The following is a 19,721-nucleotide window of genomic DNA, read 5'->3' as shown; positions in this document are numbered from 1 at the left end:
GCTACTCCTCCTGCCGCAACTCGTGCGGCAGCACCACGTGCGCATGTCGGGGCGCGCGCACGTGCAGCTCCCGCGTCAGCAGCGCGTCCAGCACCGCGAGCAGCGCGTCGTAGTGAGGCCCAGCCCCTCTCGCGGGGAGGTGCTTCGCGGCGAGGCGGACCCGAGGTGACTCCTCGTCCTCGAAGGCGAGCGTCACCGCGAGCCCCTCCGGGTCGCCTGCTTGTGGCACCAGCACCACGGGCGCCGGTTGCTGGCTTGCTTCCTCCACGAGTGGCGCGAGCTCGTCCGCCTCGGTGGGCGTCAGGTCGCGCTCCAGCACCACCTCTCCCTGCTCCAGGACCCACAGGTGCTTCAGTCCCTCCACCCTCAAGGCCTGCGCCGCCGTGTTCGTCCGGCCACTGCGCTCGTAGGTCATCGTCCTCACGCCACCTCCTCCGTGGAAAGACGTAGGCATCCCGAGGCGTTTCGCCATCCCCGCATAGGTGCGGGACGGCCCGCAGCAGGGGCACGCCGGGAGTCCACCCCTCGGACGTGTGCTTCAGGACAGCGGAGCGAGCCCCCCGTTCGAGTGTCCCCCCGCGAGCCCCTCTCTACGGTGCGGCCCGTCTCGGGCACTCCGGCTCGGGACTTCGGAGGTTCTCACATGGGCAACAAGGGAAGTGGCAAGACGCCGAGCGGCAATGACTCGCGCTCCGACACCAAGAATCCCAACAACCCGGCGCACAAGTCCGCGCACGACAACCGCTCCAACCAGATGAACCCGAACCACTCGCCCAGCAAGGGCCCCGGCGGAGGCACATCGCCTGGGAACAATCCCCCGGGCGGTGGTGGGCGTCCCGGCTCGGACTCGTCGAAGCACTGAGTCTCGAGCTGTCGTGTGCAACACCTGTCTCCGGGCGGACCAGCGCGGCGGAGAGGGGGCTGGATGACTGACTCCACGGCGGCGCGGTGGGTCGCACCACGTGAACTTCTTGCGACCCTGCTCACCGCGCCACCGTGTGGGGGCTCCTGCTTCAGCGCACCTTGGGCGAGCACTCCCCTTCGCCGCGGAAGTGGCCGGCGGTGCGCACCAACGACGTGACGAAGTCCCGCAGCGAGTGGACGTTGCCGGCCCCGCCCGTGCCGTACTGGCCGGAGGGGAGCTCGGTGAGGTCCACCGCGGCCAGCTCGTCCAGTGTCACCTCACCGTCCGGTCCCGCGATGCCCAGCTTGTCCGCCGCCGCGATGGCGCTGAAGCGCATCTTCGCGTCGGGCGACTGGAGGTCGTCGAAGAACAGGTGGTCGCCGTGGATGGTCAACTGCACCGTCTCCTCGCCGTCCTTGGGTACCGTCACGCCCGCGCCCAGCTCCGGGCTCTCGCAGTGCTCGTAGAGCGTGTTCGTCTTGAAGCCCCAGGCGATGCGCTTCGTGTCGCGGCCCTTCGTCGCGACGCCCTCGATGTAGACGCTGAAGCCCTCCGTCTTCATCCGCTCCACGTCCGCGGCGTCCGCGTTGCCCGCCACCGCGGTGGCCGACGGCGCAATCGCATAGCTGACGTGGTCCCACTCCTGCGCGGGCAGGTCCTTGAAGGTCTCCACCAGCACCGGCCCCGGCTTGTGCATGTCGAACACGCGGGCCTGCGTCGACTGCGCGGCGACCTCGTCGTGGTTCTCCACCTTCGCCTCGCCAATCACCACGAGGAACTTGGAGAAGCTCACGGACCAGCCGTCGGCGAAGCCCGCCTTGTCGCCCTCGGCCGCGGGGATGCCCTTCTCGATGAACTCCTCTCCGTACGTGGTGAACGTCACGGCGCCCGTCCCATCACTGCAGGCGACGAGTCCCAGGCACGACAAACCCAACATCCAGTTCTTCATTGCGCGGCTCCTTCTTCCCACGTCACGACGTAGGCGGTTGTGTCTTCCACGCCGCGCAGCAGGGCGTTCTGTGCCTGGCTGTCAGCGGGGAAGGTGTAGGTGCCATCCGCGTCCGGGTCGGTCGCGGTGGCGAAGTCGATGCGGTCCATCCACTTCCTCAGGTCCACGGAGATGCGCACCCGGCCCGCTTCCTTCCCCAGGGACTTCTCGAAGCGAACCCCGGCCACGGGCTTGGGCAGGTCCGCCGCCACGTCGAAGCGCACCTGCCCCCTCTCCGCGTGGGTCGCCGTGCCCGACAGGCGCACCGCGTGGCCCTTCAGCACCCCTTGCGCGTCCGTCGTCGCCGTGGGCGCCGGCAAGGTCAGCTCGAGCGAGCCGTACTCGCCCGTCACCGCGCTCGCGGTGCCCATCGGCGTGACGCCGCCGAGGAGGTTCACCGTCTGCGTCACGAGCAGCTCGCCCAGCGCGTCGCCTGGGATGTAGTGGCCCGGGTGCGCGTGTGCCGTTCCGCCGATGAGCGAGAACAGGTCGAAGCGCGGCGAGCGGCTGGACAGCAACACGCGGCCCTCGAAGAAGCGCACCGGGCCGAGGGAGACCTGCGCGGTGTCGAGGGTGATTCTCCAGCCCCGTTCATTGGGTTGCTGTGACAGCGCGATGGCTGTTGTCTCCACGGTGAAGGCGCGGCGCTCCGCTTCGCTGCCACAGCCCAGTGAGAGCGCGGACACGGTGGCCAGCGCCAGCGCTCCTCTCAGCATGCCTCTGCGATTCATAGATGGACCTCCAGGGTGAGCGAGGCCGTCCTGGGCGACCCCGCGGTGAAATGTCTGGCCGGCACGAGGCTGGCCGGGGCGTTCGGGTCGAAGCGCGAGCTGTAGACGAACTCGCCGTCCCTCCAGCGCGAGTCCAGGAGGTTCATCACCTCCAGGCGCAGGCCCAGCTCGCCTCGGCGCAGGGCCACGTCCACGTCGGTGAGGAACACCGTGCGGCTTCGTTCGTCGAAGGGCAGGGGGCGCGGGCCGATGAACGTCAGCCCGGTACCCAGGGAGAGGGTGGTCTTCTCTCCGCCCAGCCAGGACCACTCGAGGGGACGTTCCCAGCCGACTTCGGCGCGGCCGACGAACGGAGCGAAGTAGGGGAGCATCGTGTCCGTGGCCTTCACGTAGGCGTGTGCCACGGTGCCACTGAGCGCGGCGACCAGGCCGGGCACGGGGCGCGCTTGCAGCGAGGCCGTGAGCCCGGTGCGCAGCGTCTCTCCCGTGTACACGGTGGTGCCCACGGTGTGGTCGAAGAAGAAGTCGTTCTCGACTTGCGAGCCGAAGAGGCTGAGCTGGAGCGCCCAGCGCTCTCCGTCCTTTCGCGCGCCCAGCTCCGCGCCGTGGACGGAGACGAAGGGGGCGCGTTCTCCCTCGGAGAGGCTGCGGGCCTGTGGAGAGCGGAAGCCGTCGCCGTAGCTGGCGAAGAAGCGCCAGGTGTCGGACTCGTCCGACAGGGCGTACTCGAGGCCCGCCTTCGCGCCGAGGTGCACTCCGAAGGCGCTGCGCGAGTAGCCTTGTCCGTCGTAGAAGCGCGGGTCTCGGAAGGCGAGTGCGTCGAAGACCTCGACACCCAGGCCGTCCGCGCGTCCGCCCACTCGGAGGGACCAGCGGCCGAGGGACATCTGGCCTTCGGCCCAACCCCAGACATCGGTCTGGGTGAAGCGTGCGTCGACTTCGTCCGAGAAGAAGGTCCCGTCGGATTCGCGGTAGCGGCGCTGGGTCTGCTCGACGCCGTCGCGTCTTGCTCCGAGGCCGAGCTCCAGCGTCACGGGGCGGCCGAACGCCGTCACGTTGCGGCGATGCTCCGCGCGCGCTCCCAGCACCGTGGCGTCATTGGTCTGCTCGAGGCCGTCGCCTCTCGGGTCGACTCGAAAGCCCGTGAAGTTGTTGCGCAGTCGGAGGTCCGAGAGGACGCCGAAGAGTTCGAGTCTGGTGCGGCCCTTGCCTGCTCGGGGCAGCTCGACTCCGAGCAGGAGTTGATGGCGCGAGACGGTGCCTCCCTGGCGTGGCGCGGAGGCGGAGAAGAAGTCGCTGGCGCCCGTGAGCAGGTGGTCCTCTCGCACCACTCCGGGGGAGTCGAAGCGGGTGACGTAGCTGCCTCCGAGGGCTCGGACGGTGAAGCCGTCTCCGAGCTTCGCCGTGGCCTGGGCGAGCAGGGCGGCTCGGCCGTAGCCTCGCTGGGCGCCGAAGCCCTTACCTTCGCCCAGCTCCACGGCGGCGAAGGTTCCCGGGTCCTCTCCCGGGCGCACTGTCGCCACGAGGCGACGCTGACGGTACTGGCCCAGGGTTCCCGCGATGTGGACACCTTGCTCGCGGACTCCGAGGTCCAGGCGCATCGTTCCCGCGACGGCGAAGTCTCCTTGCGAGGCGCGGTAGGAGCCCTCGGTGACTTCGATGGATTGGACGACTTCGGGGATGACGAAGTTGAGGTCCGCGTAGCCCAGCGCGTGGATGTGGCTCACTTCGTTCACGGGCAGGCCCGCGACGTCGATCTCCACGTCCTGACCGTGGAGGGCGTCGAAGCCTCGGAGGAAGAGCTGGTGGGCCTTGCCTTCACCGCTGTGCTGCGAGGCGACGAGTCCTGGCACGGCTCGCAACAGGTCCACCGCTCCGCTGCGCGGCGCGGCGTCCAGGATGTCTCGGCCGAGTGTGACCTCGGAGGCGCTTCTCGCGGTCCTCGTTCCTCGGACGACGGTGCTGGTGGCTGGTTGCGGCGCGGACTCCGTTGGCTCTGTCGCGGTCGTGGTCTGCGAGGGCGGTGGGGAATCCGTGTGCTGCTGTGCGGTGCTTGGGGCTTCGGACTGCGAGAGGGCTGATTCCTCTTCAGCTCGCTGAGCGGTGCTTGGGGCTTCGGACTGCGCGAGGGGGGATGTCTCCGTGTTTCGCGCCGCGGTGCTTGGGGGGTCGGAGATTGTGGCGACTGCCGAAGCCCGCTCCGCTTGTGGAGAAGTTGGGGCTTCGATGCGCTCGGTCGGGTTCGCGGGGCTGGCCGCCAGCGCTTCTGGACGCACGGCGGCGTCTTGCGCCATCGCGAGGCAGGGCAGGCTCGAGGCCAGGAAGCATGTCGACACCACTGCGAGGACACGCACGCGCATGGAGGCACCTACGGCAAGGTCCACTTCGGGCCTCCGGGCCCTCGTGCACGCGCTCCTCGCGTGACACCTCGGGCTCGAGGTCGTGAAGTGCCCGCCGTCACGGATGAAAAGCGACGACGTGCAAGCCATCAGCGGCCCACGATGCCCAGCCGGCACGCGGACTCGCTGCGCTCACGTTGAATGGATTCGAGAGGCTGTTCGCAGTGCCTGGACTACGGGCCTTGCGGCATCGCCGTGCGTCGTGGCGCCGTTCCTGGCGCTCGCGTCGGACCTCGCGCGGCCTCGGTGACCCACGACACCCACGACACGTCGACCCCGTGGACCATCACCCACGTCGTCGCCAACGCACTCAGGTGCTCCACGGAGCCCGTCAGGTGCTTGTGGCCATCCGGACCGTGCCCCTCGGAGCCCTTCCCGCTGCGCTCCGGCGTCAGTCCATCCGCGACGGCCTCGCGCGTCCCGTGGCTGTGCGTCTTGCCCCCGTGACGGTGCACATGCCCCGCGCTCCCCGCGTGCCCGACCACCGCATGCAACACCGGCGCGACCGTGAGCCCGTACACCAGGACCATCAGTCCCAGGCTCGCGAGGTCTCGTCGGTCGTGCGGATTCAGCAAGGTCGAGTCAGAGGGGAGGGGAGTCGCCGCCTCCTACCCGGCTTCCCCCAGCCACGCAAGACAGCCTCCATGCCGCACTCGCGACATCACGCCCGTCCCACCAGCCCCCCCATCCTGTGCCCTCCATGACGGACCCACCCCAGCCCTCTGGTCACTCCCCCACACCGTCTTCCTCCAACTCCCCCTCCAGGGCGTGGGGCCTGTAGTCCGTTTGACGCGGCGCATTGATTCCCGTGTCACACGGGACAAACCGTCATTACAATCCGCGTGTGCGTTCTGAATCCGCAGCGCTCCGCCAGTTACCCGCAGAAGGGCATGCTCCACCGACGAAGCCTCGCTCCGAGCGGCTCGCGGCCCTGGCCTCCGAGGAGTTCGATGTCCTCATCATCGGCGGCGGTGTCACGGGTGCCGGCTCCGCGCGAGACGCCACCCTGCGCGGCCTCAAGGTCGCGCTCGTCGAACGCGAGGACTTCGCCAGCGGCACCTCCAGCCGCTCCTCCCGCCTCATCCACGGAGGGCTGCGCTACCTCGAGCACGGCCACCTCGGCCTCGTCTTCGAGTCCAGCATCGAGCGCCGCCGCCTGCTGAAGCTCGCCCCGCACCTGGTGCGTCCGCTCGCCTTCGTCTGGCCCGTCTACGCCGGCGCCCGCGTGCCCCGCTGGAAGCTCAACGCGGGCCTCATGCTCTACGACGCCCTCTCCCTCTTCCGGAACGTGAGGGGCTACAAGCGCCTCAACCGCCAGCAGCTCCACGAGGCCGAGCCCCACCTGCGCACCGAGGCCCTCAAGGGCGGCGCCCGCTACTACGACGCGGCCACCGACGACGCACGCCTCACCCTGGCCAACGCCATCGGCGCCTCCGAGTCCGGCGCCATCGTCCTCAACCACGCCTCCGTGAGACAGCTCACCGTCGTCGACGGACACGCCCGCGGCGCCACCGTGGTGGACCACCTCACCGGCCAGCACCTCCAGGTGCGGGCCCGCGTCATCGTCAACGCCACCGGCCCGTGGAGCGATGAGATTCGCAAGCTCGACTCGCCCGATGGCACCGCCCACGCCGTGCGCGGCAGCAAGGGCGTCCACATCGCCGTGCCTCGCGAGCGCCTGGGCAACCGCGACGCCCTCACGCTGCTGTCCCCCAAGGACGGCCGCGTCATGTTCGTCCTCCCCGCCGACCACTTCACCATCATCGGCACCACGGAGACGTCCACCCGCGCGCACCCCGCCGAGGTCCGCGCCAGCGAGTCCGACGTCGCCTATCTCCTCGAATCCGCGAACGCCTTCTTCCCCGAGGCCCACCTCACCCGCGACGACGTGGTGAGCGCCTGGGCCGGCATCCGTCCCCTCTCCGCCAGCGGGTATCACGGCAACACCGATGCGGGCAGCGCCAGCCGCGAGCACCACATCGACATCAGCCCCACGGGCGTGCTCGCCATCAGCGGGGGAAAGCTCACCACCTACCGCGTCATGGCCCGCGACGTGGTGAACGCCGTGGAGCGGCAGCTCAACCAGCCCCGTCACAAGTCCGCCACCGAGTCGCTCGCGCTCCCCGGCGGAGACATCCCGAACCTGGACGCGGAGCTCGCCGCCGCGCGCGAGGTCGTCGGAGACGCGGATACCGCCACGCACCTCGTGCGGGCCTATGGCAGCCGCTGGCGTCAGGTCTGGGCCCTCACGCGCGAGGAGCCGTCACTCGCGCAGCCGCTCGCGGGGGGGCTCCCCTACCGCGCCGCCGAGGCCGTGTGGGGCGTCACCCACGAGTTCGTCCACTCGCTCTCGGACCTGCTCATCCGCCGGCTCAAGGTGGCCTTCGAGACACGAGACCTGGGACGTGGAGCCGCGCGGGTGGCGGCCAGCGTCATGGCGCCTCGGCTGGGGTGGGACGAGGCGGAGACACAGCGGCAGCTGGAGCTGTATGCCGCCGACGCGCTGCGCATCTTCGGCGTCGACTCCGCCGAGGCGTGAGGGGCTCGTCCGCCCTCCCGCCCCCTCCGTCGGCCGGTGTACGCCCGGGAGTCTCAGTCCCCGAGACGGTCGTTTGCCGCCTGACAGGCTCGCGAGCGGCCGTCCTACCAGCGTGATTAACTTCGAGGTGGGGAACGGGAATCGCTGTCCTCCCGTTCACACCGGCCGTTGAAGCCGCGCCGGAGCACGCGACGTACCAACCCGTTGGCCGGGGCGTTCAAGGAGAGTCACGATGAAGCGTTGGGTCTGGCTGGGGGTGCTCGGAGGGGTGATGGCATGTACCAAGGTGCCAGGCAACAAGCCCGTCGAGCCCGAGAACGTCTGTCCTGGGACCGAGGAATACTCGCTCTCGAGTCCTCTTCAGTCCCAGAAGGCGCAGCCGCAGGAGGAGGAGGGCACAGAGGCGGTGCTCATCACCTACCGGCCCCGCGCCGCCGTCAGCGCCAAGGCCCGCGCGGAGGCCTTCGCCGACGAAGCCACCCGCCTGGGCGCCGAGGTGAAGCATCGCTTCGCCAGCATCAACACCGTGGCCGCTCGGGTGACGCCCGAGACGCGCGCGGCGCTGGCTCGGAACCCCGACGTGCTGCGCGTGGAGCCGGACCGTCCGGTGCACGCGTTCTCCCTGCCCTCGAGCGTGCTGCCCTCGCTGGTGTCCGGCGTGGCGCCCAACACGAGCGGCTCCACGGGGGAGTACACCCAGGGCTTGAGGCAGGTGCAGGCCCCCCTCGTCTGGGACAGCAACAACGACGGCGTGCTGGACACGAACGCGCCCTCCGGCTCGAACGTCACCGTCTGCCTCATCGACAGCGGTTGGGACAACCGTCACCCGGAGCTCGCCGCGGCGTACGCGGGGGGCAAGGACTTCATCGACAACGACGAGGAGCCCCTGGACCAGGGCAAGGTGGACGGCGTCCTCGTCTGGGGCGGCGGCCACGGCACCCACACGGCCGCCACCATCGCGGCGCAGCTGGGCGCGGGCGCGCACGTGCGCCCCGGCGAAGAGCCCAACGGCGTCGTGGGCGTGGCGCCCACCGTGAAGCTGCTGATTGCCCGCGTGCTCAACGCCAACGGCGACGGCAGCACGTCCGCGGTCATCGCGGCCATGGATTGGTGCATCTCTCAGGGCGCGAACATCGCCTCGCTGTCGCTGGGTTCGTCGGAGCGCTCGGACGCGGAGGAGCTGGTCTTCAACCGGGCGCATGCCGCGGGCATGGTCTCCATCGCCGCCACGGGCAACCGAGGCACCCCGAATCCCTCCTATCCCGCCGCCTACTCCACGGTGATTGGCGTGGGCGCGGTGGACTTCAACGGCGCGCGGGCGTCCTTCTCGCAGTACGGCCCGTTCGTGAAGCTGGTGGGCCCGGGCGTGGGCGTGCTGAGCGCGACCATCATGGGCGGCGCCCCTTACGCGGACATCCAGTCCGCGGGCAACCGCTACCCCTCCGAGCCGCTGGAGTACACCGCCGTCGGCGCGTACACGGGGAAGCTGGTGCACTGCGGCCAGGGCGAGCGCGTCGCCTCGTGTGGCGAGGGCGCGACGTGTGAGGGCTTCGTGGCGCTGGTGGACCGGGGCGGCGGCATCCTGTTCCAGGAGAAGGCGCTCAACGCCATTCGCGCGGGGGCCAAGGCCATCATCATCGGCAACAACATCACCGAGGACGGGACGGGCAACTTCACGCTCACCGACCCGGCGGACTACTGGGTGCCGACGACGTCCGTCACGCTCTCCTCCGCCAACACCTTCCGGGGCATGGTGGGCCAGCAGGTGACGGTGGACGTCACGGGCCTGGACTACATGCGCCAGTCCGGCACGTCCATGGCCACGCCCCACGTCGCGGGTGTCGCCGCGCTGGTGTGGAGCGCGTGCCGCGCGCTCACCCATGAGCAGGTCACCGCCGTGCTGCTCGACAGCGCGCAAGACCTGGGCGACAGGGGGCGCGACGACCTGTACGGCCACGGCCTGGTGCAGGCCAAGCGGGCCGTGGACCTGGCGCTCCAGCGCTGCCCGCCCCCGGCGCCGGCTCCCTGACGTCCTTCACCGGGTAGGGCGCGAGCGTCTTCGCGCCCACCCTCGCCCTCTTGTGGGCGACAGGTGGTGGCCCCGGGTGAGGTGAGACTCCCTCTCAACAGGTCGAGTCCCCCGGGTTTCCGCCAGGTCACACCCCGACCGTTTGAACCCCCCAGGTTACACTCCGGCCATCCAGGTTCTGTCGGACCCCGTCACATGGGCGGGGGGCAACCTTGTTGGCGAACTCTCGGTATTGGTATGAGCAGAGGCCATGTCTGCCCATTCCGCTCGGCCGGGTGCCGCGCCGGTGCACGCTCCCCGTCTGCATGGGCATCTCCCCGTGCTCGACGGAGTCAGAGGACTCGCCGTCCTCCTGGTTGTCTTCTTCCACACCACGCACTTGAGCGACCAGAGCGCGCTGGGACGCGCGACGTGGTGGCTGGCGGGGGCGGGGTGGACGGGCGTGGACCTGTTCTTCGTCCTCTCCGGCTTCCTCATCACCGGCATCCTGTGGGAGGCGAAGGGGCAAACATATTACTTCCGTCACTTCTATGCGCGACGCCTCCTGCGCATCTTCCCGCTGTACTACGCGACGCTGGCCGTCTCGTTCCTGGTGCTGCCCCACCTGGCGGGGCGGCTGGGGCTGGACGAGCGCATCACCACCGACGGCGCGGTCTGGTACCTGCTGTACCTCTCCAACTTCTACCAGCTCTGGGTGGACACGACGCACCCCATCCTGGGCGTGGTGTGGTCGCTGGCCATCGAGGAGCAGTTCTACATCGTCTGGCCGTTCCTCATCGCCGCCGTCTCCTACAAGGGGGCCATCCGCCTGTGCCTGGGCACCATCGCCCTGGCGGTGCTGGTGCGCGTGGGCCTCACGCTCGCCGGCGCGAGCGAGGAGAGCACGTATGTGGTGACGCTCTGCCGCGTGGACTCGCTCGCGCTGGGCGCGCTGCTGTCGCTGGTGATGCGTCACCCGGAGGGCCTGGGGCTCTCCGCCTTCCCGTGGATGCGCTGGGCGCCGCTGTTGGCGCTGCCCATCGTCGCGGCGGCCATCGCGCTGCCGGTGGGGCCGGCCTTCAAGACGGTGGTGCGCACGGGCGGCTACACCGCGGTGGGCATCCTCTACACGGTGCTCGTCTATCGGGTGGTGACGGCGAGGCCGGGCAGCCTGCTGAACCGTCTCTTCTCGAATCGCATGCTGCTGCTGTACGGCAAGTACAGCTACGCGATTTATCTGGTGCACTCGCCGCTGGACGCCATCCTCCGGCGCACCGTGCTGAAGACGCCTTTCCCGCACGTTGCGGGCTCGGACTTCCCCGTGCAGCTCTTGTTCTACGCGGTGTCCCTGTCGCTCTCGCTGGGGCTGGCGCTGGTGAGCTGGAACCTCTTCGAGAAGCACTTCCTGAAGCTCAAGGACCTCTTCCCGTACAGTCCGCCGGCGGTGGCCTCCGCTTCGGCGGCCGGGGGGGCTGGCGGGGCTGACGGAAGCGCCAGTCCCGCCGAGGCTCCGCCCATCAGCCGCGCTGGATGAGCGCCTTCGCCACGCGCAGCGCCCAGGCCTCGGCGGAGTCCAGCTCCGCGCGGGCGCTCGCGTAGCGGTCCAGGTTGTCCTCGGTGCCGTCGCGCATGAGGATGGCGTCGTGCAGCTCGCGCTGGGCCCGGCTGAGCCACAGGCTCGCCTGGAGCCGCAGTTTGGCCGCGTCGTGTGGGTTCTTCAGGGATTGCCCAGGCGACAGGAGCTCGTGCTCCTCCGGATACAGCACCGTCAACTTGTTGTAACCGGTATGCTCAAGTGTCGTAGTCATGGTTTGAGAATGTGAACCATCCACCGAGCAGGCACCTGTCCGAACGGGCAATCGTCTGTCGTGTTCCAGGCAGGAGGCGTGCCCGCAGCGCGCACTGGTGGACTGCGGGCTGCCTCCGGGCTGTCTCCGGCTTTACTTCAAGCTCTTCATGTCGATGACGAAGCGGTACTTCACGTCGCCGTTGAGGAGGCGGGTGTAGGCCTCGTTCACCTGCTGGATGGGAATCACCTCCACGTCGGACGTCACCTCGTGCTTGCCGCAGAAGTCGAGCATCTCCTGCGTCTCGCGGATGCCGCCGATGTTGGAGCCGGAGAAGCTGCGGCGCTTGGGGATGAGGGAGAAGGCGGCGACGTCGAGCGGCTTCTCCGGCGCGCCCACGAGGACCAGGTGGCCGTCGCGGCGCAGGAGTCGCAGGTACGCGTTGAGGTCGTGCTTCGCGGACACGGTGTCGATGATGAAGTCGAGCGTGTTCTCGTGGGCCTTCATCGCCGCCTCGTTGGAGGAGACGACGACTTCGTGGGCGCCCAGGCGCAGCGCGTCCTGTGTCTTCTTGTCCGTGCTGCTGAAGACGGTGACGTGGGTATCCAGGGCCCGCGCGAACTTGACGGCCATGTGGCCCAGGCCGCCCAGGCCGACGACGCCCACGCGCTGGCCGGCGCGCACGTTCCAGTGCTTCAGCGGGGAGAAGGTGGTGACACCCGCGCACAGGAGCGGCGCGGCCTTCGCCGGGTCCAGGTTGTCCGGCACGCGCAGGACGAAGTCCTGGTCCACCACGAGCACGCTGGAGTAGCCGCCGTAGGTGGGCTGCCGGGTGTCCTTCTCGCGGGCGTTGTACGTGTAGACGGCGGTCTGGTCGCAGTACTGCTCCAGGCCGTCCTGGCAGGAGGGGCAGGTGCGGCACGAGTCGACCATGCAGCCGACGCCCACCGTGTCGCCCGCCTTGAAGCGGCTCACCTTGGCGCCCACGCGCGTCACGCGGCCGACGATTTCGTGGCCGGGGACCATGGGGAAGATGGAGCCGCCCCACTCGTCGCGGGCCTGGTGGAGGTCGGAGTGGCAGATGCCGCAGAAGAGGACGTCGAGCTGGACGTCGTTGGGGCCGGGCTCGCGGCGCTCGAACTGGAAGGGGGCGAGCGGGGAGCGTGCGTCAGGGGCGGCGTAGCCACGGGCGGGAATCATGAGAGGCAACTCCTTCGATGATGATGTGTCGATGACGGCACCGAATATGGCGGGCGCGCGTCGTGAGCGGAACGAATGGAATTTGCACGCGCTCTGTAGGAAAACTTCACAATGGCCTTCACGCCCCTCAATGCCCTGAATGCGTTCCTCGTGGTGGCGCGCCGGCGGAGCTTCGCGGCGGCGGCCAAGGAGCTGGGCGTCTCCACGTCCGCGCTGAGTCAGTCCGTCCGCCAGCTGGAGGCGCGCCTGGGGGTGACGCTGCTGACGCGCACGACGCGCAGCGTCGCGCTCACCGACCCGGGACGTCGGCTGGTGGAGGGCGCGGGCCCGGCGGTCGACCAGGCGCTCGCGGCGCTGAAGGTCGCGGCGGTCGAGCCCGGTGAGGTGACGGGCCAGGTGAAGCTCACCGTGCCGTTCATCTCGCTGTCGCACGTCGTCACGCCGGTGCTCGCGCGCTACCTGGCCCGCTACCCCCGCGTGGAGGTGGAGCTGCGCGTGGAGGACCACATGGTGGACATCGTCGCGGAGGGGCTGGACGCGGGCATCCGCCTCTCCGAGTCGCTGGAGCGCGACATGGTGCAGGTGCGCCTGTCGGAGGGCTTCCGCTTCGTGGTGGTGGGCTCGCCCGACTACCTCAAGCGCCGGGGCGTGCCCCAGACGCCCAGGGACTTGCTGAACCACGACTGTCTTTGCATCCGCTCCGGCACCACCGGCGCGCTCTACCAGTGGGAGCTGGAGCGCGGCTCGAAGAGCTGGCGGGTCCCGGTGAGAGGGCCGCTCGTCACCAGCAGCCAGACGGCCATGGTGGAGCTGGCGGAGGCGGGCGCCGGGCTGATGTATTCCTTCGAGCCGGATGTGGCCGCGCGCGTGAAGCAGGGCTCGCTGCGCGTGGTGCTGGAGCCCTATGCCGCGCTCGGCGATGGGCTCTTCCTCTACTTCCCCAGTCGCTCGCGCGTGTCGCCCGCGTTCCGCGCCTTCGTGGACGTGGCCCGGGAGATGGCGGCGGAGCGCAAGGCGTCTGGTGCGACGCCGCGGCCTGGGAGTGGTGGACCTCCGAGCCGGGGCGCGCGCGGCCGATAGCGGGACGGCGGGCTCACGCGCTGGGGATGTGTCGGGCGCGGGCCCTGACGCGCGCGGCCTCCTCGAAGGAGCCCGCCTCCTCCAGGGCGCTGGCCGCGCGGAAGTAGAGCAGGGCGGCCTCCATGTGGCGGAAGGCGGAGGCCTCCGCGTTGGCCGCGGCGACGAAGAAGGGCGCGGCGCGCTCCGGCTCCTTGCCCTCCATCCAGTGCTGCGCGACGACGACGGGCGCGGCCTTGCGCTGCTCCAGCGCGCTGGCCAGCCGGCGGTGCAGCAGCGGGACGAGCGAGGGCGGAATCGTCTCGCGCACCACCTCGAAGAGCAGCTCGTGCGTGAAGTGCTCGCCGCGCAGCACATGCGCGGCCTCCAGCTCCGCCATGTGCGTGGCGAGCGCCATGGGAGACAGCTCCAGCACCTCGCCGGCCAGCTCCTGCGCGAAGGCCGTGCGCGCGAGCGCCACCAGCCGGGCGACCTGCAGCGCGTGGGGTGACAGCCGCTCCAGCCGCTGCTGAATCAGGTCGCGTCCGCGGCCCGAGGGGTGGACGTGCTCGGGCCAGCCTCGCTCCAGTCCGCCGTTCTCCAGCAGGTGCCGCAGCGCCTCCATGATGAACAGCGGATTGCCGCCGGTGTAGCGCACCACGTGCGGCGTCAGCTCCTCCGCGCCCGCGAGCTCCAGGCTCCCCAGCAGCGAGCCCACCGCGGTGCTCTCCAGCGGCTCGACTTCGATGACGACGGCGAGCCCCGCGTCCACGAGCCGCTGCACGCACGACGCGGCGAAGGCCGACAGGTCTCCGGTGCGATACGTGTCGATGAAGCGCGGGAAGACGCCCTCCATCGGCGCGTCGTGCCGGCGCGACAGCATCAGCAGGGCGAACTCCGCGGTGGCCGCGTCCATGTTCTGCAGGTCGTCCGCGACGATGGCGTCCAGGCCCGAGCAGAGCTGGTAGACGAGCTGGCAGTGCGCCTCGAGGAAGCGGCTGCGGTCATGCTCGTCCACCATGGGCGGAGGCAGTCCCTCCGGGCCCGCCATGTCCGGCATCAGCCGCGCCATCTCCTTGCGCACCCAGGGCTCCACCTTGGGGTCCGGGCGCCGCGCCAGGATTTGCCGCAGCAGGCGCACGTGCGTGGCGTAGGCGACGTGGGCCTCGCCGGGCCGTGACTCCAGGATGAGGTACTGGCCTCGCGACGCGGCGAAGTCATGCGCCAGCCGCGTCTTGCCCACGCCGGGCTCCCCGCTGAGGAAGATGGTCATCCCGGAGGCCCACGCCTCCTCCATCTTCGCCCACTCGCGCTCGCGGCCCACCAGCACCGGAGGCCGCAGCACGGACAAGGGCAGCTTCGCCGCGGGCACGCGCGGGACGGCGGGCGTGGGCGGACCGCGCTCGATTTCGCGCGCCAGCGCCACCGTCTGGGGCAGGGGCTGCGTGGCCAGCTCCTCGCGCAGCAGGCGGCGACAGCGCTCGAAGGCGTTGAGCGCCGCCATGCGGTCTCCCGCCACGTAGTGCAACCGCATCAGCCGACGCCACGCGTCTTCTGAGTACGGGTCCAGCTCCAGCAGCTTCTCGGCGAGCACCAGCGCGCCCGACAGGTCTCCCGCACGCTCCCTCGACTCCGACTCCGCGGACGCGGCGCGGCGACGCAGCTTGTCCAGTCGCTCCCTCGCGTTTTCCAGCCACGCTTGAAACTCTGGGCAATCATCAAATTCCAAGGCGGCGAGCAAGACGCCATCCAGCTCCAGGGCGCGTGCGTGCCGGCCCGCCAGGACGTGGGCCTGGAGCTCGGCGGCGTCAATGGAGACACCTTCCGCCAGGGAGAGGACATCTCCGCCCTGCACCAGCTCCGCGCCCGTGGCCAGGCGCAGCCGGCGCAAGAGCTGGCGCATGTTGTTGCGCGCGGTGACCTCGCTGGACTCGGCCCATAACAAGCCGGCCAGGCGGTACTTGGGATGGGGGCCTTCCAATGCCAGCCATGTGAGCACCGCCGCGGTGCGACGTTCCAATGGCAGGGCCACCCCGTCATGCCGCAGGCGTGCTTCGCCGAGCAGCTCGAGATGAAATACTTGCGACCCTTCCGCGAGCGCCTCTGCCATGGCCTCCTGGGCTCCAGGAATATGGGAGCGTGTCTTGCGTAACGTAACACGGAGCACCCGCGCACCCTCGCGGGTAGGGATGACCCCAGGCGGGGCCTCGGGTACCGCTTTGTCGTCTTGAATTCCCGGCGCACGGCAGCTCGCCGTCACGAGCGGACGATGTTGCGAATCTTCTGGAGTGGTCACACCCTGGTCACACCTCGCGCGTTATTGATTGAGCCAGATAAGCTGAACCTCGGGGGCACTCATGGTTTGTGACAAGCTGCAGGCCGACATGGAGGTCGATGTCATCATCAGCGGCTGCGGTCCCGTGGGCGCTCTGACAAGCAATCTGTTGGGCGGCATGGGAATGCGGACGCTGGTGCTGGAGCAGGACATGGCGCCGCATGGCCAGCCGCGGGCCTTCTCGTGTGATGACGAGGGGCTGCGCATCTACCAGTCGACGGGGCTGGTGGAGCAGATTCAGAAGGACATGCGGCAGACGCACTTCGCCGAGTATGTGGGTGAGACGGGCCGCCGCTTCGCCGAGGTGCACACCAGCGCGACGGACTTCGGCTTCGGGTACACGCCCCTGTGGTTCTTCCACCAGCCGCTGGTGGAGGGGGTGCTGCGCGACGGCCTGAATCGCTTCCCGCACGTGAAGCTCCAGCTGGGAGCGTGCGTGGAGGGGGTGATGCAGGACGCCACCGGGGTGATGGTGCGCTACCGGCTGAAGGAGACGGGGGCCACCGTCACGGTGCGCGGCCGCTACCTGCTGGCGTGTGATGGCGCGCGCAGCTCGGTGCGCAAGGTGATGGGCATCAAGATGTCGGGCCGGGCCTACGGGGAGCCGTGGCTGGCGGTGTCGGGCATTGTGGAGGGAGGGGCGCCGGAGCTGTGCCGCTTCGTGTGCGACCCGAACCGCCCCGCCTTCGTGGCGACGGGCGCGGCGGGGCAGTTCCGCTGGGAGTTCATGCTGATGCCCGGCGAGACGCGCGAGGAGATGGAGCAGCCGGAGACCATCAAGCGGCTCCTGGCGCCCTACATCGACCCCGAGCGTGTGAATGTCCAGCGCGCGCAGGTCTACACGTTCCACTGCCTCAACGCGGCGAAGTGGCGGGACGGCAATGTCTTCCTCCTGGGGGACGCGGCACACACCATGCCTCCCTTCATGGGACAGGGGCTGGTGTCGGGCATGCGCGATGCCTCCAACCTGGCGTGGAAGATTCAGCGGGTGGTGAAGGGGCTGGCGCACGACTCGCTGCTGGACACCTACGAGCAGGAGCGGCGTCCCCACGTGGAGGCGGTGCAGAAGTTGTGCGTCAACTTCGGCCACCTCTTCCTCGCGCGCAACCGCTACGTGGCCATGGCGCGGGACTGGATGATGCGCACGGTGCAGAAGATTCCGCGGGTGCGCCGCTTCATCCAGGGCTTCGAGTTCAAGCAGCCCCCCGCGCACGCGAGCGGCTATTACCTGGGAGGTGGGCCCAAGGACTCCAAGTCGGCGCAGGGCTCCTACTTCATCCAGCCCAAGGTGCGGCTGGCGTCCGGGGAAGAGGTGCTGCTGGACGAGGCCATGGGCAACGAGTTCGCGGTGTTGTGCCGGGCGGATGCTCCGGCGGCGCAGGTGGCCGCGGCGCAGGGGCTGGCGGAGTCGCTGGGTGGCCGGCTGCTCGCGGTGCGCGCGGCGGGCGAGGATGCGGGCCAGGTCCCCACGGTGGAGGACATCACCGGGAAGCTGGGTGCGTGGTTGTCGCGGCATGACTCCGATGTGGTGGTGCTGCGGCCGGACCGCTTCGTGTTCGGCGCGGTGAAGGCGGAGCGGCTGCCGGAGCTGCGCGACGCGCTGGGGGTGTGATTCAAGGCGCGTGGGGCCCGCACCCGGCGGGCTCGTGGAATCCCGAGGGGTGTGATGGCCCCTGGGTGTCCCACGAACTAAAGGTTTAGTTGACGAGCAACTAAGGTCTTAGTAGTTTGCTGGCCACTGAGGACACTCATGGCCAGACAACCCGAGCTCGAGGCTCCCCGGCCGCTCACGCCGGTGGAGCTCGAGTTGATGCACATCGTGTGGAAGCAAGGCGAAGTGAGCGTGGCGGATGTCCTGGCCGCGCTGCCGCCGGAGCGTGAGCTGGCCTACACGTCTGTCTCCACGGTGCTGCGCATCCTGGAGCAGAAGGGCGTGCTGGTGAGCCGCAAGCAGGGGCGCGGACACCTGTACTCGGCCACGCTGCCGCGCGAGACGTATGAGGCGCAGAGCCTGCGCCACTTGATGGACACCGTGTTCGACGGGACGCCCTCCGCGCTGGTGGCGCGGCTGGTGGAGGCGGTGCCGCTGGCTCCGGATGAGGTGGAGCAGATTCGCAAGCTGCTCAAGGGCAAGGCGGGCAAGCCATGAGCGGGCTCGGGTCGCTGTACCTGGGCGTGGCGTTGGTGTTGCCGGTGGCGCTGGGCCTCGCGTGGGGCGCGGTGGTGCTGCTGTCGCGGGTGGGCCTTCCGCTCGCGGCGAGGCAGTCCTTGCGCGTGGGGCGCGGGGTGTTGGTGCTGGTGCTCGCGCTGCCGCTCCTGGTGATGGGCGCGCGGGCGCTCTCTCCCGCGGGGCCGCTCTTCACCTTCGAGCGCTCGGTGGCGCGCCGCGCGGAGCAATTCCCCGCCGCGGTGTGGACGGCGAGTGGAGGTGTTCCGGCGCCCGCGCCTCGGGGGGACGCGCCGGTGTCCTCGCGGGTGTGGACGGTGCTGGGGCTGGGCTGGCTCGTGGGCGCGGGGCTCTTCATCGGGCGGGCGCTGGTGGGGCATGCACGGCTGCTGCGTCGGCTGGAGGCCCTGCCTCGCGTGCGCGGCGTGGGGCGTGTCGCGGTGGTGCTGGGAGAAGAGGGCACTCCCGCGTTCTCCGCGTGGTTTCCGCGCGGGGGCGCGCGTCCCTCCGCGTGGGTGGTGATTCCTCCCGCGTTGCTCGAGGACGCGGAGGCGCTTCGGCTCACCGTGTTGCATGAGCTCCAGCATCACCGTCAGCGAGACACGCACCTGGCGCTGGCGCGGCTCGTCTTCACGGGCGCCTTCTTCTGGCATCCGGCGGCGCATGGGTTGTCGCGGTGGCTGTCCTCGTTGCAGGAGCTCGCCTGTGACGAGGTGCTGGTGTCGAGCGGCCGGGTGCAAGCCCAGGCCTACGCGCGCTGTCTGCTCCAGGCGGCGCTCCGAGTTCCGGGCGCTCCGCCCGTGCCCGCCGGGGCGACCGGCATGTCCCATCCCACGCAGAGGAGAATCCACATGTTGTTTCAGCCGTGCCCCCGTCGTGTGCATGCCGTCCCCGCCCTCCTGGGCGCGCTGGCCTTGTTCCTCCTCCCCGTGGCCGTGCTCGCGCAGGGCGTGACGAAGGGCCGCGCGATGACGCAGGCCGAGGCCCAGGCGCTCGCGCAGAAGAGCCAGCCGCCAGGTGACCTCCCCGTCGTGGTGGACGCGAAGGTGGTGGAGCACCTCAACCGCTTGGTGGGCACCGACAAGGGGCGCACCTTCATGAAGCGGGCGCTGGCGAACCTGGGCGCCCACCGCGCCGCGCTGCTGGCGGGGCTGCGCGCGAAGGGGCTGCCGGAGGGCCTGCTGGCGGTGGCGGTGGTGGAGTCCGCGGTGACGAACATGCCGGAGACGGATGGCCGTCCGTCGCTGGCGCCGGGCATGCGCGGCGCGGGCGTGTGGATGTTCATCCCGGAGACGGCGCGCCGCTTCGGGCTGGAGGTGAGCGCGGCGAAGGACGACCGGCTGGACGTGGAGCTCGAGACGCGGGCCGCGGCGAGCCTGCTGTCGGAGCTGCACGGACGCTATGACGACTGGCGCCTGGCGCTCGCGGCCTACAACCAGGGCGAGAAGAAGGTGGACCTGGCCCTGGTCGAGGGCGGCAGCCGCGATGTGTCGGCGCTCATCGCCGGTGGCCACCTCAACGACTACGTGGCCACGGTGCAGGCGGGGCTGCTCATCGTCCGCAATCCGCACCTGTTGGACTGAAGTCCCCGCGCTCGACGCGCCCTC

The 19,721-nt window shown here is 69.9% G+C and carries 16 protein-coding genes; 8 read left to right on the top strand and 8 right to left on the bottom strand.

The features are described from left to right. Nucleotide 1 precedes the first annotated feature (1 nt). Nucleotides 2–424, bottom strand: a complete 423-nt coding sequence (locus MYSTI_RS39610) for a hypothetical protein (protein ID WP_015353513.1) — start codon at nt 422–424, stop codon at nt 2–4. Nucleotides 425–643: 219 nt separating this feature from the next. Between MYSTI_RS39610 and MYSTI_RS39605 the strand changes: the two genes are divergently transcribed. Beyond that, complete coding sequence (locus MYSTI_RS39605; RefSeq protein WP_015353512.1) at nt 644–862, top strand: hypothetical protein; 219 nt, start codon at nt 644–646, stop codon at nt 860–862. Between the two features lie 151 nt (nt 863–1,013). On the opposite strand, the gene MYSTI_RS39600 is transcribed toward MYSTI_RS39605, so the two are convergent. The 4 genes from MYSTI_RS39600 to MYSTI_RS39585 all read right to left on the bottom strand — a co-directional run bounded on the left by MYSTI_RS39600 (nt 1,014) and on the right by MYSTI_RS39585 (nt 5,597). Continuing rightward, nucleotides 1,014–1,853, bottom strand: coding sequence for a hypothetical protein (locus MYSTI_RS39600; RefSeq protein WP_015353511.1), 840 nt, complete (start codon nt 1,851–1,853; stop codon nt 1,014–1,016). Beyond that, complete coding sequence (locus tag MYSTI_RS39595) at nt 1,850–2,623, bottom strand: hypothetical protein (RefSeq protein WP_015353510.1); 774 nt, start codon at nt 2,621–2,623, stop codon at nt 1,850–1,852. The genes MYSTI_RS39600 and MYSTI_RS39595 overlap by 4 nt, the downstream gene beginning before the upstream one ends. Then, a complete protein-coding gene (locus MYSTI_RS39590; protein ID WP_044282618.1) occupies nt 2,620–4,983 on the bottom strand; it encodes a TonB-dependent receptor domain-containing protein in 2,364 nt (787 codons plus the stop codon). The genes MYSTI_RS39595 and MYSTI_RS39590 overlap by 4 nt, the downstream gene beginning before the upstream one ends. A gap of 212 nt (nt 4,984–5,195) precedes the next feature. Continuing rightward, nucleotides 5,196–5,597, bottom strand: a complete 402-nt coding sequence (locus MYSTI_RS39585) for a hypothetical protein (protein ID WP_044282617.1) — start codon at nt 5,595–5,597, stop codon at nt 5,196–5,198. 269 nt (nt 5,598–5,866) lie between these two features. Between MYSTI_RS39585 and glpD the strand changes: the two genes are divergently transcribed. From glpD to MYSTI_RS39570, 3 genes are all read left to right on the top strand, one after another. Continuing rightward, nucleotides 5,867–7,561, top strand: coding sequence for a glycerol-3-phosphate dehydrogenase (glpD, locus tag MYSTI_RS39580; RefSeq protein WP_015353507.1), 1,695 nt, complete (start codon nt 5,867–5,869; stop codon nt 7,559–7,561). A 232-nt stretch (nt 7,562–7,793) separates the two neighbouring features. Beyond that, the gene (locus tag MYSTI_RS39575) at nt 7,794–9,590 is read left to right on the top strand and encodes a S8 family serine peptidase (RefSeq protein ID WP_015353506.1); all 1,797 of its coding nucleotides are present in this window, start codon (nt 7,794–7,796) and stop codon (nt 9,588–9,590) included. 250 nt (nt 9,591–9,840) lie between these two features. Then, nucleotides 9,841–11,103, top strand: coding sequence for an acyltransferase family protein (locus MYSTI_RS39570; protein ID WP_015353505.1), 1,263 nt, complete (start codon nt 9,841–9,843; stop codon nt 11,101–11,103). Here MYSTI_RS39570 and MYSTI_RS39565 read toward each other — a convergent pair. Continuing rightward, entirely contained in the window at nt 11,087–11,377 is a 291-nt protein-coding gene (locus MYSTI_RS39565) for a hypothetical protein (protein WP_015353504.1), read from the bottom strand. The genes MYSTI_RS39570 and MYSTI_RS39565 overlap by 17 nt on opposite strands. A 132-nt stretch (nt 11,378–11,509) precedes the next feature. Next, nucleotides 11,510–12,556, bottom strand: coding sequence for an NAD(P)-dependent alcohol dehydrogenase (locus MYSTI_RS39560; RefSeq protein WP_015353503.1), 1,047 nt, complete (start codon nt 12,554–12,556; stop codon nt 11,510–11,512). A gap of 111 nt (nt 12,557–12,667) precedes the next feature. Here MYSTI_RS39560 and MYSTI_RS39555 point away from each other — a divergent pair, with 111 nt between their 5' ends. After that, nucleotides 12,668–13,636 (top strand): LysR family transcriptional regulator, encoded by a 969-nt coding sequence (locus MYSTI_RS39555; RefSeq protein WP_015353502.1) that lies wholly within the window; start codon nt 12,668–12,670, stop codon nt 13,634–13,636. A gap of 13 nt (nt 13,637–13,649) precedes the next feature. On the opposite strand, the gene MYSTI_RS39550 is transcribed toward MYSTI_RS39555, so the two are convergent. Then, complete coding sequence (locus MYSTI_RS39550; protein ID WP_015353501.1) at nt 13,650–15,722, bottom strand: ATP-binding protein; 2,073 nt, start codon at nt 15,720–15,722, stop codon at nt 13,650–13,652. 247 nt (nt 15,723–15,969) lie between these two features. Between MYSTI_RS39550 and mhpA the strand changes: the two genes are divergently transcribed. The 3 genes from mhpA to MYSTI_RS39535 all read left to right on the top strand — a co-directional run bounded on the left by mhpA (nt 15,970) and on the right by MYSTI_RS39535 (nt 19,697). After that, entirely contained in the window at nt 15,970–17,559 is a 1,590-nt protein-coding gene (gene mhpA, locus MYSTI_RS39545) for a bifunctional 3-(3-hydroxy-phenyl)propionate/3-hydroxycinnamic acid hydroxylase MhpA (protein WP_015353500.1), read from the top strand. Between the two features lie 138 nt (nt 17,560–17,697). Next, the gene (locus MYSTI_RS39540; protein ID WP_015353499.1) at nt 17,698–18,096 is read left to right on the top strand and encodes a BlaI/MecI/CopY family transcriptional regulator; all 399 of its coding nucleotides are present in this window, start codon (nt 17,698–17,700) and stop codon (nt 18,094–18,096) included. Beyond that, the gene (locus tag MYSTI_RS39535) at nt 18,093–19,697 is read left to right on the top strand and encodes a transglycosylase SLT domain-containing protein (protein WP_015353498.1); all 1,605 of its coding nucleotides are present in this window, start codon (nt 18,093–18,095) and stop codon (nt 19,695–19,697) included. Before MYSTI_RS39540 ends, MYSTI_RS39535 begins: the two co-directional genes overlap by 4 nt. The last annotated feature ends 24 nt before the right edge of the window (nt 19,698–19,721 follow it).

Source organism: Myxococcus stipitatus DSM 14675 (genome assembly GCF_000331735.1).
Taxonomy (GTDB): Bacteria; Myxococcota; Myxococcia; order Myxococcales; family Myxococcaceae; genus Myxococcus; species Myxococcus stipitatus.
The sequence above is the reverse complement of the archived record's forward strand: the minus strand, read 5'-3'. Positions and strand labels throughout refer to the sequence as shown.

What these genes read in the sequence shown, in the direction of transcription:
- MYSTI_RS39605 (WP_015353512.1), top strand. Translation starts at nt 644, where the DNA reads ATGGGCAACAAGGGAAGTGGCAAGACGCCGAGCGGCAATGACTCGCGC.
- MYSTI_RS39600 (WP_015353511.1), bottom strand. Translation starts at nt 1,853, where the DNA reads ATGAAGAACTGGATGTTGGGTTTGTCGTGCCTGGGACTCGTCGCCTGC.
- MYSTI_RS39595 (WP_015353510.1), bottom strand. Translation starts at nt 2,623, where the DNA reads ATGAATCGCAGAGGCATGCTGAGAGGAGCGCTGGCGCTGGCCACCGTG.
- MYSTI_RS39590 (WP_044282618.1), bottom strand. Translation starts at nt 4,983, where the DNA reads ATGCGCGTGCGTGTCCTCGCAGTGGTGTCGACATGCTTCCTGGCCTCG.
- MYSTI_RS39575 (WP_015353506.1), top strand. Translation starts at nt 7,794, where the DNA reads ATGAAGCGTTGGGTCTGGCTGGGGGTGCTCGGAGGGGTGATGGCATGT.
- MYSTI_RS39570 (WP_015353505.1), top strand. Translation starts at nt 9,841, where the DNA reads ATGTCTGCCCATTCCGCTCGGCCGGGTGCCGCGCCGGTGCACGCTCCC.
- MYSTI_RS39565 (WP_015353504.1), bottom strand. Translation starts at nt 11,377, where the DNA reads ATGACTACGACACTTGAGCATACCGGTTACAACAAGTTGACGGTGCTG.
- MYSTI_RS39560 (WP_015353503.1), bottom strand. Translation starts at nt 12,556, where the DNA reads ATGATTCCCGCCCGTGGCTACGCCGCCCCTGACGCACGCTCCCCGCTC.
- MYSTI_RS39555 (WP_015353502.1), top strand. Translation starts at nt 12,668, where the DNA reads ATGGCCTTCACGCCCCTCAATGCCCTGAATGCGTTCCTCGTGGTGGCG.
- MYSTI_RS39550 (WP_015353501.1), bottom strand. Translation starts at nt 15,722, where the DNA reads ATGGCAGAGGCGCTCGCGGAAGGGTCGCAAGTATTTCATCTCGAGCTG.
- mhpA (WP_015353500.1), top strand. Translation starts at nt 15,970, where the DNA reads ATGGTTTGTGACAAGCTGCAGGCCGACATGGAGGTCGATGTCATCATC.
- MYSTI_RS39540 (WP_015353499.1), top strand. Translation starts at nt 17,698, where the DNA reads ATGGCCAGACAACCCGAGCTCGAGGCTCCCCGGCCGCTCACGCCGGTG.
- MYSTI_RS39535 (WP_015353498.1), top strand. Translation starts at nt 18,093, where the DNA reads ATGAGCGGGCTCGGGTCGCTGTACCTGGGCGTGGCGTTGGTGTTGCCG.